The sequence below is a fragment of the Microbacterium sp. P03 genome (assembly GCF_043556235.1).
Taxonomy (GTDB): Bacteria; Actinomycetota; Actinomycetes; order Actinomycetales; family Microbacteriaceae; genus Microbacterium.
The window spans coordinates 1,222,347-1,236,862 of record NZ_JBIGIM010000001.1; the positions used below are offsets into that span (position 1 = coordinate 1,222,347).

At 68.0% G+C, this 14,516-nt stretch carries 12 protein-coding genes; 8 read left to right on the forward strand and 4 right to left on the reverse strand.

Going from position 1 to position 14,516, the window contains the following annotated elements; genetic code table 11:
- Positions 1–12: 12 nt before the first annotated feature.
- The 4 genes from ACFXOO_RS05965 to ACFXOO_RS05980 form a co-directional block, all read right to left on the reverse strand.
- The gene (locus ACFXOO_RS05965) at positions 13–2,070 is read right to left on the reverse strand and encodes a M3 family metallopeptidase (protein WP_394563033.1); all 2,058 of its coding nucleotides are present in this window, start codon (positions 2,068–2,070) and stop codon (positions 13–15) included.
- Between the two features lie 60 nt (positions 2,071–2,130).
- On the reverse strand, positions 2,131–2,298 hold the full coding sequence (locus ACFXOO_RS05970) for a hypothetical protein (protein ID WP_378850646.1): 168 nt from the start codon (positions 2,296–2,298) through the stop codon (positions 2,131–2,133).
- A gap of 82 nt (positions 2,299–2,380) precedes the next feature.
- Positions 2,381–4,960 (reverse strand): valine--tRNA ligase, encoded by a 2,580-nt coding sequence (gene valS / locus ACFXOO_RS05975; protein WP_378839318.1) that lies wholly within the window; start codon positions 4,958–4,960, stop codon positions 2,381–2,383.
- Positions 4,961–5,081: 121 nt separating this feature from the next.
- Positions 5,082–5,951, reverse strand: coding sequence for a PAC2 family protein (locus ACFXOO_RS05980; RefSeq protein WP_378839321.1), 870 nt, complete (start codon positions 5,949–5,951; stop codon positions 5,082–5,084).
- 95 nt (positions 5,952–6,046) lie between these two features.
- Here ACFXOO_RS05980 and ACFXOO_RS05985 point away from each other — a divergent pair, with 95 nt between their 5' ends.
- The 8 genes from ACFXOO_RS05985 to ACFXOO_RS06020 all read left to right on the forward strand — a co-directional run bounded on the left by ACFXOO_RS05985 (position 6,047) and on the right by ACFXOO_RS06020 (position 14,501).
- Entirely contained in the window at positions 6,047–6,736 is a 690-nt protein-coding gene (locus tag ACFXOO_RS05985; RefSeq protein WP_394563034.1) for an HAD family hydrolase, read from the forward strand.
- A complete protein-coding gene (locus tag ACFXOO_RS05990) occupies positions 6,733–7,794 on the forward strand; it encodes a tRNA (adenine-N1)-methyltransferase (RefSeq protein ID WP_394563035.1) in 1,062 nt (353 codons plus the stop codon). The genes ACFXOO_RS05985 and ACFXOO_RS05990 overlap by 4 nt, the downstream gene beginning before the upstream one ends.
- A 9-nt stretch (positions 7,795–7,803) precedes the next feature.
- Entirely contained in the window at positions 7,804–8,751 is a 948-nt protein-coding gene (locus tag ACFXOO_RS05995; RefSeq protein ID WP_378839331.1) for an FKBP-type peptidyl-prolyl cis-trans isomerase, read from the forward strand.
- Between the two features lie 48 nt (positions 8,752–8,799).
- A complete protein-coding gene (locus tag ACFXOO_RS06000; RefSeq protein WP_394563036.1) occupies positions 8,800–9,795 on the forward strand; it encodes a helix-turn-helix transcriptional regulator in 996 nt (331 codons plus the stop codon).
- On the forward strand, positions 9,792–10,754 hold the full coding sequence (locus ACFXOO_RS06005) for a helix-turn-helix transcriptional regulator (protein ID WP_378850635.1): 963 nt from the start codon (positions 9,792–9,794) through the stop codon (positions 10,752–10,754). The genes ACFXOO_RS06000 and ACFXOO_RS06005 overlap by 4 nt, the downstream gene beginning before the upstream one ends.
- 144 nt (positions 10,755–10,898) lie before the next feature.
- Positions 10,899–11,177 (forward strand): twin-arginine translocase TatA/TatE family subunit, encoded by a 279-nt coding sequence (tatA, locus tag ACFXOO_RS06010; RefSeq protein WP_394563037.1) that lies wholly within the window; start codon positions 10,899–10,901, stop codon positions 11,175–11,177.
- Between the two features lie 64 nt (positions 11,178–11,241).
- Entirely contained in the window at positions 11,242–11,994 is a 753-nt protein-coding gene (tatC, locus tag ACFXOO_RS06015; RefSeq protein WP_378839497.1) for a twin-arginine translocase subunit TatC, read from the forward strand.
- The gene (locus ACFXOO_RS06020) at positions 11,991–14,501 is read left to right on the forward strand and encodes a DEAD/DEAH box helicase (RefSeq protein WP_394563038.1); all 2,511 of its coding nucleotides are present in this window, start codon (positions 11,991–11,993) and stop codon (positions 14,499–14,501) included. Before tatC ends, ACFXOO_RS06020 begins: the two co-directional genes overlap by 4 nt.
- The last annotated feature ends 15 nt before the right edge of the window (positions 14,502–14,516 follow it).

The window sequence follows — 14,516 nt, forward strand, 5'->3', positions numbered from 1 at the left end:
CCCGTACCGACGTCAGTCGGTGAGCCCCCGGCGCTCCAAGAGCGGGCGGATGTCGGCGTCCCGGCCGCGGAAGTCGCGGTAGGCCGCCAGTGGATCCTTCGACCCGCCGACTCCCAGCAGTCGCGCCCGGAAGCGGTCGCCGTTCTCCCGCGTCAATCCGCCGTTCTCTTCGAACCACTCCACGGTGTCGGCGTCGAGCACCTCGCTCCAGATGTAGGAGTAGTAGCCGGCGCTGTAGCCGCCGGAGAACACGTGCGCGAAATAGGTCGATGAGTATCTGGTCGGCACGACCGGATTGTCGAGTCCGATATCGCGGAGAGCGGATGCCTCGAACTCGGTGACATCGGTGTCGGCGGCGGCCTCGTCCGCGCTGAGTGAGTGCCATGCCTGGTCGAGCCACGACGCCGCGAGGTATTCGCTGGTGGCGAAGCCCTGATTGAAGACCTCGGCCGCCTTGAGTTTCTCCAGGACGTCGGCCGGCAGCGGCTCCCCGGTCTCGACGTTCCTGGCGTAGTGGGAGAGGACCTCCGGCCAGTAGATCCACATCTCGTTGACCTGACTGGGGAACTCGACGAAATCGCGGAAGACGGCCGTCCCCGCGAAATGCGGGTAGGTCACCTCGGCGAAGAGTCCGTGCAGGGCGTGACCGAACTCGTGGAACAGTGTGGTGACCTGATCGAGGGTCAGCAGCGTCGGCATGCCCGCGGCGGGCTTCGAGACGTTCAGGTTGTTGACCACGATCGGGGCGGTCCCGCGCACGCGCGACTGCGACACGATGGAGTTCATCCAGGCGCCGCCGCGCTTCGTGTCGCGGGTGTACAGGTCGAGTACGAAGAGGCCGAGCGCCGATCCGTCGGCATTGTGGATCTCGAACACACGCGTGTCGGGGTGATACCCGCTCAGATCGTGCCGTTCCGTGAAGGTGATGCCGTACAGCGCCGTGGCAGCGTAGAAGACACCCTCCTGCAGCACCCGCTCCGCCTCGAACCAGGGCCGCAGGGCCGCGGTGTCGAGATCGTAGCGGGCCGCGCGCACCTTCTCGGTGTAGTACGCCCAGTCGTGCGCTTCGAGCGGGAACGGATCGGACTCGGCGTCGATGATGTCCTGCAGGGCGGCCTGCTCCCGGGCGGCGTTGCGCGCGGCAGGGACGGCCAGCCTGCGCAGCAGCTCGTGGACGGCCTCCGGCGATCCCGCGGTCTGATCAGCGGTGACGTATGCCGCGTGCGAGTCATACCCGAGAAGGGAGGCGCGCTCGGCACGCAGTCTCACGATCTCGCGCAGAACGGGGCGATTGTCATGGGCACCCGCCCGCGAGCCGCGAGCACGGGAGGCGTCGAGGATGCGCCGGCGACTCGTACGATCCGTAAGGCTCGCGAGATAGGGGTGTCCCGTGAACAGGGTCAGCGTCACGACGTGCTTGCCGTCGAGCCCCCGGTCGGTCGCGGCCTGCGCGGTCGAGGACAACTCGCCCGCCGTCAGTCCGTCGAGGTCAGACGCATTCTCGAACACCACGGCGAGGTCGTTGGTGTCGGCGAGCAGGTTCTTCTCGAACGTGGTGGTGAGCGTCGACAGCCGCTGATTGAGGTCGGTCAGGTGCGCCTTCGCCCCGTCGTCGAGCCCTGCGCCGCCGTGCGACATCTCGCGGTAGTGCCGTTCGACGAGGTACGTCTGCTCGGGGTCGAGGTCGAGGGTGGGCAATTGATCGTGCAGCGTCTTGATGCGCCAGTAGAGCTGACTGTCGAGCTGTATCGCATCGTGGTGCGCCGACATGAGCGGTGCGAGCGCCTCCTCGATCTCCTGGATCTGCTCGGTGGCATCGGCCGACGACACCGTGTAGAAGGTGCGGGCCACTCTGCCGAGCAGATCCCCGCTCGCCTCGAGAGGGACCATGGTGTTCTCGAAGGTCGGCATCGAGCGGGCGACGGTGATGCGGGTGACCTCCGCACGGTGCTCGGCGAATGCCTGCTCGAATGCCGGAAGGTAGTGCTCGGGCCGGATCAGGTCGTAGGGCGGGAGCCCATAGGGGAGAGTGCTCGGGGAAAGAAGTGGATTGGAAGCGGCATCCGTCATGATGCCAGCGTAAGCGCCGAGTCCGGGCCTCTCCGCCGCCAGCCCGCGAGGCTCACGGTGTCAGGCGAACCCGTCGTCGTGATCGTGTCGCACCACGGCATTTCCGTCGGCGTCGAGCGTGACGATGACGCCGGTCTCGGACTCCGCCACCGGGCGGCCCTCCAGGAACGTCAGGGTCCAACGAGGTGCGGCCTGCCCGAGGGCATCCGGCGGACTCGCTGCCTCCACCGCTAGGATCTGCGCGCGCAGCGGGGCCGGAACCGCAGCCGGGGGTTCGTCTCCGGCCGTCCACCGTGTGCCCAGTCGCATCTCACACCTCCGGGGCGGCGAGGACGATATCGGTCACCGACGTCGACTCCGCCTCTGCGTAGATGATCTCGCTGATGCGTCCCACGGCCTTCAGATCGCCTTCGGTCAGCTGCAGGATGGCGATCGCCGCGGCGGGCGCGGAGATCGTCACCCGGGTGACGGGGGTCTTCTGCGAGGCCTTCGCCTCGGTCTTGGCGCGACGGATGCTGACGAGAGCTTCGCTCGCGGCGGCGAGGACGGCCGGATCGCCCGCGAAGCCGAGAGGCTCGGGCCACGGCGCCACGTGCACGGAGCCGTGCTCGAACCACGACCATGATTCCTCGGTCGCGAACGCGAGAACGGGGGCGAAGAGCCTCAAGAGGGTCGACAACGCGAGTCGGAGCGCGAGCGCCGCGGACGCCTGGCCGACGTCGGACTGATCGTACGCACGCTCCTTCACGAGCTCGAGATAGTCGTCGCAGAACGTCCAGAAGAACGACTCGGTCAGCTCGAGCGCACGCGCGTGATCGTAGGCCTCGTAGGCGCGCGTCGCCTCGCGCACGACGACGTCGAGCGTCGCGAGCATCGACGCGTCGAGGGCGTGCGTCACCTGCGCGCCGTCGGGGACCGGGAAGGACAGCACGAACTTCGCGGCGTTCAGCACCTTGATCGCGAGGCGACGGCCGATCTTCACCTGGGTCGGGTTCTGCGGATCGAAGGCCGCGTCAGAGCCCAGGCGGCTGGAGGCCGCCCAGTACCGCACCGCGTCGGTGCCGTGCTGATCGAGGATGTCGGCGGGGGTGACCACGTTCCCCTTCGACTTCGACATCTTCTTGCGGTCGGGGTCGACGATGAAGCCCGAAATCGCCGCATCCGTCCACGGAGACCGACCGTCTTCGAGCACGCTGCGCAGCATCGTGGAGAAGAGCCACGTCCGGATGATGTCCTGGCCCTGGGGGCGCAGATCGAACGGCGCGACCAGCTGCCACAGCTCGTCGTCCCGCTCCCAGCCGCCCGCGAGCTGCGGGGTGAGCGACGACGTCGCCCACGTGTCGAAGATGTCCTGTTCGCCCTCGAATCCACCCGCCTGACCGCGCTGCGACTCGTCGTAACCGGCCGGGGCGTCCACCGTGGGGTCCACCGGAAGTTGACCGAGGTCGGGGACGATCACGCGCGCGAAATCGCGGTCGCCGTTGTCGTCGAGGCCGTACCACACGGGAATGGGCACCCCGAAGAAGCGCTGGCGCGAGACCAGCCAGTCGCCGGTCAGCCCGTTGGTCCAGTTCTCGTAGCGGACGCGCATGAAGTCGGGATGCCAGCCCATGCCCTGCCCGAAGGCGATCAGCTTCTCGCGCAGATCCGCGTCGCGCGCGCCGTTGCGCAGATACCACTGCCGGGTCGAGACGATCTCGAGCGGCCGGTCGCCCTTCTCGAAGAACTTCACGGCGTGCGTGAACGGCTTCGGCTCACCGATCAGGTCACCCGATGCGCGCAGCAGGTCCACGATGGTCTTCTTGGCGCTGAAGACCGTCTTGCCCGCGAGTTCGGCGTACGCCGCGCGCGCGTCCTCCGTGGTGATCACGTCGGGGGCGTCCGGGAGCAGGCGGCCGTCCTTGCCGAGGATGGTGCGGTTCGGAAGGTCGAGCTCTCGCCACCAGATGATGTCCGTCACGTCGCCGAAGGTGCAGATCATGGCGATGCCCGAACCCTTGTCCTTCTGCGCGAGGGGATGCGCCAACACGGGTACTTCGACGTCGAAGAGGGGGGTGCGCACGGTCGTTCCGAAGAGCGGCTGATAGCGCTCGTCGTCGGGGTGCGCGACGAGCGCGACGCAGGCGGGCAGCAGTTCGGGACGCGTCGTCTCGATGTGCACGTCGCCGGTGCCGTCGGTCTTGTGGAAGGCGACCCGATGGTAAGCGGCGGGCTGGTCGCGATCCTCGAGTTCCGCCTGGGCGATCGCGGACCGGAAGTCGATGTCCCACAGCGTCGGGGCCAGCGCTTGGTACGCCTCCCCGCGCTCGAGATTGCGGAGGAACGCGAGCTGGCTCGTGCGGATGGTGTCATCGGAGATCGTGCGGTAGGTCTGCGTCCAGTCGACGCTCAGACCGAGCTGCCGGAACAACGACTCGAACTGCTGCTCGTCCTCCACGGTGAGGCGTTCGCAGAGCTCGATGAAGTTGCGGCGGCTGATGGGAACCTGGTCGGCGGCGCGGCTCGACTTGTTGTCGCCGCCCTCGAACGGCGGCGTGAACCCGCTCTGGTATGGCAGCGACGGGTCGCAGCGCACGCCGTAGTAGTTCTGCACGCGGCGCTCGGTGGGGAGACCGTTGTCGTCCCACCCCATGGGGTAGAAGACGGACTTGCCGCGCATCCGCTCGAACCGCACCTTGAGGTCGGTGTGCGTGAAGGAGAACACGTGCCCGATGTGCAGGCTGCCCGAGGCCGTGGGCGGGGGAGTGTCGACCGAGAAGACTCCCGCTCTGCCCCGCTCGGCGGCTAGACGCCGATCGAACAGGTACGTGCCCTGCGCTTTCCACGCGGCATCCCACTTCTCCTCGAGACCCTCGAGAGCGGGCTTGTCGGGAATGTGCGCGTTCGACATGGGGTCTCCTCGTGCGATATGTGCGGCACTGTGTGAGCGTGCCTGAGTGTGGATGCCCGTCAATCCTAGCCGCCCGGGCACGTCGGCCTCCTGCGGATCCGGGGACGGAGCCGGGATGCTGCTATCGACGGGGTTCGTCGCGGCCCGGCTTGGTCGGGCCTCCGCCGCCGTCCCCGCGTCGCAGATAGCGCTCGAACTCCTGGGCGATGGCATCGCCGGAAGCCTCAGGGGAGTCCCACGTGTCGCGGGTCTTCTCGAGCTGGCGGATGTACTCCGTCATCTCCTCGTCGTCTGCTGCCGCGGCGTCGATCGAGGCCTCCCACGCCGCCGAGGCCGTCGCCAGGTCGGCACGCGGGACCTTGGCCCCCGTGATGTCCTCGAGACGATCCAGCAGTGCGAGGGAGGCCTTGGGCGACGGGGTATGTCCCGCGACGTAGTGCGGGACGCTCGCCCACAGGCTCGCTGCGGGGATGCCTGCGAGATCGGCGGCCTGACCCAGGACGCTGAGGATGCCGACCGGACCTTCGTACGTGCTGCGCTCCACCTCGAGCGACAGGCGCAGCTGCTCGTTGTCGCTGCCCGCGAAGACCGAGATCGGCCTCGTGTGGGGTACGTCGGACATCATCGAACCGAGGGCGACGAAACCCGTGACGTCCTCGCGCAGGGCGACGTCCATGAACTCGCCTGCGAAGGCCTGCCACGCGCGCGCCGGCTCGACACCAGTGAGCAACCACAGCTGCGTGCCACGGGTCGCTCGCCGCGGACGGTAGAGCGTCGCCTCCGGCCAGCGCAGCTGACGCTTGCCGTCGCCGTCGGTCTCGAGATGCGGCCGCGTGTACTGGTAGTCGAAGTAGAGCTCGGGATCGACCGAGAAGACCGGCTCGTAAGCGCCCTCTTCGCGAAGCAGCGTCACCGCGGAGGATGCGGCTTCTCCGGCGTCGTTCCAGCCGTCGAACGCCGCGACGATCACCCTACGACCCAGTCCGTCCACGCGACCTCCTCTGCTGGGGGAGTTCATCCAGGATAGGCGCACGGCGCTCACGGCGGGCGACGGGCCGATGTGGGCGCGTCGGTAGCATGGGGCGAGTGACCTCTCCTGCACCCGCCGCCGTCCTCTGGGACATGGACGGAACACTCGTCGACACCGAGCCGTACTGGATGGCCGCCGAGAAACCGCTCGTGGAGAGCTTCGGCGGCACCTGGTCGCACGAGCAGGCGCTGACCCTCGTCGGCCGCGGCCTCGAGGACTCCGCGCGGATCCTTCAGGACGCCGGAGTCAGGATGAACGAGCAGGCCATCATCGACCGTCTGACTGATGACGTCATGGGTCGTTTCGGCATCGACGGCGTCCCCTTCCGCCCCGGCGCCCGCGAGCTCCTCGTGCACTTGCGGGAACGGGGGATCAAGACGGCCCTCGTGACGATGTCGCTGCGACGGATGGCGCAGACCGTCGTCGACCTGATCGACTTCCCGGCATTCGACCTCGTCGTCGCGGGCGACGACGTGACGCGACCGAAACCGCATCCCGACCCCTACCTCCAGGCGTGCGCGTCCCTGGGCGTCGATCCGGTCGACACCGTCGCCATCGAGGACTCCCCGAACGGGCTCCGCTCGGCGATCGCCGCCGGAGGCTCGGTCATCGGCGTTCCGCTGATGGTCTCCTTGGCGGGCGTCGGCGCGCACGTGCTGTGGCCGACGCTCGAGGGCAAGACGGCCGACGATGTCGCAGAGTTCCACAAACACCGCCGCGCGCAGCGGCAGAGAGCACCACGATGAGCTTCGAATCCCCGACACCTACCGACGACGACTCCCTGCCCGGCGGGTCCGCACGCCCGAGCGGACCCTTCCGCGTCGGCGACCGCGTGCAGCTGACCGGGCCGAAGGGTCGGATGCACACGATCACCCTCCGGGAGGGCGGCGAGCTGCACACCCATCACGGTGTCCTGAAGCACCGGGCGCTGATCGGCCTGCCGGACGGATCGGTCGTGAGCAACAGCGGAGACCACGAGTATCTCGCGCTGCGGCCGCTACTGCGCGACTTCGTCATGTCGATGCCCCGAGGAGCGGCGATCGTCTACCCGAAGGATGCCGCGCAGATCCTCGCCGACGCGGACATCTTCCCCGGCGCAGTCGTCGTGGAGGCGGGAGTGGGCTCCGGCGCGCTCTCCCTGTGGCTGCTCCGAGCCGTCGGACCCGCAGGACGGCTCTTCTCCTTCGAGCGTCGCGCTGACTTCGCGGAAGTGGCCGCGGCGAATGTCGAGACCTTCCTCGGCGTACCCCCGCAGAACTGGGACGTCGTCGTCGGCGATCTCACGACATCTCTGCCCGAGACGGTGGCAGCGGCATCCGTCGACCGCGTCGTGCTCGACATGCTCGCGCCCTGGGAGTGCATCGACGTCGTCGCCGATGCGCTCGCGCCCGGAGGAGTGGTGCTCTGCTACGTCGCCACCGCCACGCAGCTCAGTCGTGTCGCCGAGTTCCTGCGGGGGACGGGCCTGTTCACGGAGCCGGTCGCATCCGAGACAATGGTGCGCGGCTGGCATGTCGAGGGACTCGCGGTGCGTCCGGACCACCGGATGGTCGCGCACACCGGATTCCTCATCTCGGCGCGAAGGCTGGCGCCCGGGGCCGTCCTGCCTGAGCTGAAGCGCCGCGCGTCGAAGTCCAGCTACGGCGACGAGGACGTGGAGCTGTGGACACCCGGAGCAGTCGGAGACCGCGACATCACCGACAAGAACCTCCGCAAGCGCGTCCGCGAGGCGCAGCGCGCCGTGGGTGGCGCGCGTATCGCCGCGACCTCGAGCGGGTCGGGCGCGGAAGACACGAACGCCTAGACTGTTGCGGTGCGCAAGATCCCCGCTCTGATCGCTGTCCTCGGTATGGCCTCGGTCGGTCTCGTCGGCTGTGCCGCCGGCGGCAGCGCGGCGACCTGTCCTCGACCCGCATCCGGTGATTCGTCGGTGCTCGACGCCGTCACGATCGCCGACGGCAGCGGTGACGCCCCCGACGTCTCCGTGTACACCCCGTTCAAGGTGGGTGCCACCGAGTTCGAAGACGTCACCCGCGGCACAGGCACGGCCATCACGTCCGACGAGCAGGTCATCGTCCTCGACTTCACCATCCTCGATGGAACGACCGGGACGACGATCATCCAGACCCCGCACGACGGCACGACCGGTGTCAGCGCACTCTCGGCCTGGGGTGAACAGCTCTTCCCGACCCTTCCGGACGCGCTCCACTGCGCGACCGCCGGGTCGCGGGTCGTGGTGGGCATGCCGTACACCGACGTCGCCGCCTCTGCGGCGAGCCAACTCGGCCTGAAAGAGGGCGACTCCATCGTCGCGGTGTTCGATGTCGCCGACGTCTACCTTCCGCACGCCGAGGGTGATTCTCAGTTCAACGACGCTCTCGGACTGCCGACGGTGGTGCGGGCGCCCGATGGTCGACCGGGGATCATCGTCCCCGCGGCGACCGCTCCCACCGAGGTCACGGTGCAGACCCTGATCAAGGGCTCCGGTGAGACCGTGTCGGGCGACTCCACGGTGCTGCTGCACCAGACATCGGTCTCGTGGGATGACCGCTCGGTCATCGACACGACGTGGGACGGCCCCGCGGCACCCACCGACCTGAGCACTCTTCCCGCGGGCGTCGCCGATGCCGTGACCGGAGCATCGGTGGGCTCGCAGCTCCTTGTGGTCGTTCCGGCGGACGCCACCGAATCGGGTGCGTCGGCCTCGGCCACGGTGTACGTCGTCGACGTGCTCGGGACGGGTCTGCCCGCGACGCAGTGACCTGCAGGGAGCACGCGCGCATCGGCACGCCCCTCGTAGGATGAGGGAATGCCCGCCAACTCTGCCGCGAAGAACCCGCCCGAGGAACGGCTGGTCAATCTCGTGGTCGCGCTCATGGCGACCGAGCAGGGGCTGACGAAGGACGCCATCCTCGGTTCCGTGGCGGGCTATCGCGAGCAGCAGGATGCCGGGGCGTCCAAGGACGCACTCGAGAAGATGTTCGAGCGTGACAAGGAGAGCCTGCGCGGGCTGGGCGTGCCGATCGAGACCATCGGCGACTGGGCAGACCCCGACGATCTCCGGGAAGCACGATACCGGGTGCCCGTCGCGGAATACGCTCTGCCGGTGGACATCGAGTTCGCGCCCGCGGAGATCGCCCTCCTCACCCTGGCCGGAAGCATGTGGAGTCAGAGTTCCATGTCGGCCGATGCTCGAAGCGGTCTGCGCAAGATCCGCGCCCTGGGTATCGCCGTCGACGAGCCCATCATCGGCTTCGCGCCGCGCATCAGCGTCCGCGAGCCGGCGTTCGGCCCTCTGCAGCATGCCATCGAGCATCACCGCGTCGTGACCTTCCCGTACATGAAGCCGGGGGAGCAGTCTCCCCGCACCCGACGGATCCAGCCGCTCGCGCTGGTCGAGTACGAGGCGCGATGGCATGTCTTCGGGATCGACCTCGCCGCGGCATCCGACCGCACGTTCCTGCTGTCTCGCATCGTGGGCGAGGTGCAGGCGACGCGACAGAGCTTCGATGCGGCTCTCCGGGAAGGGGCGGGGGAGCGCGCCCTGGCGGGGCTGCAGGATCTCGCGGCTCGCCAGCGGGCGCTCCTGGAGGTCAACCCCGGCACCGAAGCCGCGCTGCGACTCGGCCGCCGAAGCTCACCGGCCGACCAGGGGATGCACGTGCCCTACGTGGACGTGCATGTCTTCGCCGACGAATTGGCCTCCTACGGTCCCGAAGTGCGCGTGGTCGAACCGGAAGAGCTGCGCCTGCAGGTCATCGCCCGGCTCGAGAACGCTCTCGAACGCAACGGAGGATCGTCGTGAACGCTCAGAAGCCGCTCGTCGCCACCGACCGGGCTGCCCTCATGCTGCAGCTCGTCCCCTATCTGCTCACGAAAGGCGAAGTCTCGGTCGCCGAAGCGGCGGACGAGTTCGATGTCACGATCGACCAGATGCGCGGAATGGTCGAGAAGCTCACGGTGATCGGCCTGCCCGGCGAACGCGGCTATTGGCAGATGTCGAACGACCTCTTCGACATCGATTGGGATCTGCTGGACCAGCGCGACCTCATCGTCATCACGAACAGCGTGGGTCTCGAAAGATCGCCCAAACTCACCTCGCGCGAGGCTGCTGCGCTCCTGGCCGGTCTCCAACTCGCCAGAACCCTCCCGGGCGTCGGTGACACCGCTCTGTTCTCTCAGCTGCTCGCCAAGCTCGCGCGCGGCGCCTCCAGCGCCCCCGTCGACGTGATCGTCGCACCGGGACCCGTCGACGCGGTGCGCGACGCCGTCGCATCGGCCCTGAAGGCGGGCGTCGCCGTGTCGTTCACCTATAAGGCTCCGGATGCCGCGCCCACGACGCGCACCGTCGATCCGGTCAAAGTGCTCATCTCCAACGGGCAGTGGTATCTGCAGGGTTGGTGTCACCTGCGTGAGGCCATGCGCACCTTCCACCTCGACCGCGTCGGCGATCTCGTACCGACCTCCCTGCCCAGCGAGCACGCGGCCGATGAGGTGCCCGCGATGTTCGAGCCGGGGGACGACGATGTGCAGGTGCGCATCCGCTACCCGGAGTCCGTCGCGCCGCTTCTCGGCGAGTATCTCGAACGCGCCGACATCTCCACCGCGGACGGAGTCTCGGTCGCGACCGTCCGGCTGCCCGACGACGCTGCCCTGCGGCGGCTGGTGGCCCGCAGAGGCGGGGATGTGGAGATCCTCGAGCCGGCGTCGGCGCGCCAGGCCGCGGTGGCCTGGGCCGAGGCGGGTCTGGCGCAGTACAGTTGACGCGACGGTGCGACCGCGGAACTCCATCCGATGGCCGCCTCGTTACGAACATGTATTGCGGATGCCCAGCGTGCGGCGAGCGACCCGCCGTCTGACCTGAGCCTCGGGTTAGACTTCTCAGACACCGCTTCGGAAGGAAACGACATGTTCCAAGGACTTACAGGGTGGCACTTTCTGATCGTCCTCGCCGTGATCCTCCTGCTGTTCGGCGCGGCCAAGCTGCCCGCGCTCGCCAAGAGCATGGGCCAGTCGGCCCGCGTTTTCAAGGGTGAGATCAAGGCCATGAAGGACGATGACGCCACGGTCGCCGGCAAGACGGACACCGTCGCCGCGCCGGTCAACCCGGTCGCCGAGACCACGCTCCCCACCGTGCGCGCTGATGCGACGCCCATCGTGAGCGACACCGCCGCACCCAAGCCCTGACCAAGCTGTGACGACGGCTCGAGCGTCGCGCCGCGCCACGGGCGCCGCGCGGGGCGAGAAGAGGATGTCGCTCGGCGGCCATCTCGTCGAGTTGCGCAAGCGGCTGATGATCTCAGCTGCGGCACTGATCGTCTTCATGGTGGCGGCGTTCTTCCTCTCCGAGCCGATCATCGACCTGCTCACCGTTCCGGTGGACGTGATCAATCAGCGCACGGGCAATGCAGCGCTCAACTTCAGCACGGTGACAGGCGCCTTCGACCTGCGGGTCAGAATCGCCTTCGCCGTCGGTCTGCTGCTGTCCGCTCCGGTGTGGCTTTCGCAGATCTGGTTGTTCATCTCTCCCGGACTCACGCGCAAGGAAATCCGCTACGCCGTCGGCTTCCTCGGTGCGGCCATCCCGCTGTTCTTCGCGGGTGTCGCGGCCGGTTATCTCGTGATGCCCCACATCATCGAGCTGATGGCCTCCTTCGTGCCCGAGGGAGCCGCGAGCTACTTCACGTCGAACGACTATTACGACTTCATCCTGAAGCTGATGCTCGTCGTCGGGGTGGCCTTCGTCCTTCCCGTCTTCCTCGTCCTGCTCAATTTCGCCGGCATCATGAGTGGCGTCGCCATCCTCAAGGGCTGGCGATTCGCCATCCTCGCCATCACCCTGTTCACCGCACTGGCCACCCCCGCCGCTGACGTCATTTCGATGTTCCTGCTGGCGATCCCCATGCTCATCCTGTATTTCGCCGCAGTGGGCGTCGCGGTGCTGTCTGATCGCAGACGAGCCAAGCGTGCCCCCGATCTGATGGTGCCCGGGGCAACTCCGTGACCGAGGCGAGTCCGGCGGAGAGGTTCGCTCGGGCCCGTCAGACGCAGTCCCATCCGCTGACGTTGGCATTCGCGGCGTCGCTCGCGTTCGACCTCGATCCCTTCCAGATCGCGGGCTGCCACTCGCTCGAAGACGGGCGCAGCGTGCTGGTCGCGGCGCCGACCGGAGCGGGCAAGACGATCGTGGGCGAGTTCGCCATTCATCTTGCGATGCTTGCGCAGACCGACGGCGGGCCACCCGACAAGGCCTTCTACACCACGCCGATGAAGGCGTTGTCGAACCAGAAGTTCCGCGAACTGCAGGAGGTGTACGGCGCTGATCAGGTCGGCCTGCTCACCGGCGACACGAACATCAACGGCAACGCCCGCATCGTCGTGATGACGACCGAAGTGCTGCGCAACATGCTGTACGCGGACTCGCCGGCGCTGCGCGGCTTGCGCTTCGTCGTGATGGACGAAGTGCACTACCTCGCCGACCGCTTCCGCGGCGCCGTGTGGGAAGAGGTGATCATCCACCTGCCTCCCCGCGTCAAGCTCGTCTCGCTCTCGGCGACCGTGTCCAACGCAGAGGAGTTCGGCGATTGGCTCGACACGGTGCGCGGCGACACCGAGGTGATCGTCTCCGAGATCCGCCCCGTTCCGCTCGAGCAGCACGTCCTCGTGCGCGGCGATCTCCTGCCGCTCTTCGACGACCGAGCGGGGATCGCGACTGCACAGGTCAATCAGGAGCTCATGCGCATCCGGTCGTTCAAGGGGCCGACGTTCGAGAACAACAGGCGTGCGTCGAGCATGAACAGCGCCACGGATCGCAACGGGGGATCACGGCACGCGCCGTCGGGCCGCCGACCCCACAAGGGCGGACAGCGGCCGGTGCGTCCCTCGAACGTGCAGCGCATCGAGCGCATCGACCGCCCCGACGTCGTCAGGCTCCTCGAACGCGCCACTCTCCTGCCGGCGATCTTCTTCATCTTCAGTCGCGTGGGCTGCGACGCCGCGGTGCAGCAGGTACGGCGGTCTGGCGTGCGCCTGACGACCGCCGAGGACCGCGCCGAGATCCGAGCGGTGGTCGAGGACCGCACCCGCAGCTTGAACGATGAAGACCTCGGCGTGCTCGGATACTACGAGTGGCTCGACAACCTCGAGCGGGGCGTCGCCGCACACCACGCCGGGCTGCTGCCCGCGTTCAAGGAAGTCGTCGAGGAGCTGTTCCGTCGCAAGCTGGTGAAGGTGGTCTTCGCCACGGAGACCCTTGCCCTCGGCATCAACATGCCCGCGCGCACCGTGGTCCTCGAGAAGCTCGAGAAATTCAACGGCGAGGCTCGGGTGGCGATCACGTCGGGGGAGTACACCCAGATCACCGGTCGTGCCGGCCGGCGCGGAATCGATGTCGAGGGCCACGCGGTCATCCAGTGGACCGAGGGACTCGACCCCCAGCAGGTCGCCGCTCTCGCGTCGCGTCGCACCTATCCATTGAATTCGAGCTTCCGCCCGACCTACAACATGGCGGTCAACCTGATCGACCAGTTCGGTCGCCCCCGCGCACGGGAGGTGCTGGAGTCGTCTTTCGCGCAGTTCCAGGCCGACCGCTCCGTCGTGGGGTTGGCGCGCCAGGTGCGCGAAGCGGAGGTGTCACTCGCCGGGTACGCGAAGTCCATGACCTGCGACCGCGGCGACTTCGTGGAGTACTCCGAGATCCGCCGTGACCTGAGCGATCTCGAGAAGCTCAATCGCAAGGACGTCACGGCGTCCCGTGCCACCCGGGAGAAACGCCAGCGGGAACTGAGCGGCTTGCGACGGCGGATGCAACGGCATCCCTCGCACCAGTGCCCCGACCGCGAGCAGCACGCGCGGTGGGCGGAGCGCTATTGGAAGCTCAGGCGCGACACCGACAAGCTCAGACAGCAGATCCAGACCCGCACGGGAACGGTTGCGCGCATCTTCGACCGCGTGGTCGAGGTGCTCGCCGAACTCGAATACGTACAGCTCGACGGCACGGACGCCTCTCTCACCCCGACGGGGCGCACGATGCGCCGCATCTATGGTGAGCGTGATCTGCTCGTAGCCGAATCCCTCCGGCTCAGACTGTGGAACAACCTCGATGCCCCGTCGCTGGCGGCGCTCGCCTGCTCGCTCGTCTACGAGCCCCGACGAGACGAGGGACCCCCCGGAGAGCATCAGCTGCCCCGCGGCGCGTTCCGGCGGGCGCTGAGCGAGACCGAAGACCTGTGGTCGCGACTGGATGATCTGGAACGCGATCACCGGCTCCCCGGCACCGAGCCGATCGCCGCCGGGCTCGCGCAGCCGATGCACTCCTGGGCTCGTGGCGTCCTGCTGGACCGCGTCCTGGCCGACGCGGACATGGCCGCGGGGGATTTCGTGCGCTGGACCAAGCAGACGATCGACCTCCTGGACCAACTGTCGCTCGTCGCTCAGCCCGAGGTCGCCAGGACGGCCCGCACCGCTCTCGAGTCCGTCCGACGCGGCATCGTCGCCTACAGCTCGGTGTGATCGCCGCGGGGGCGG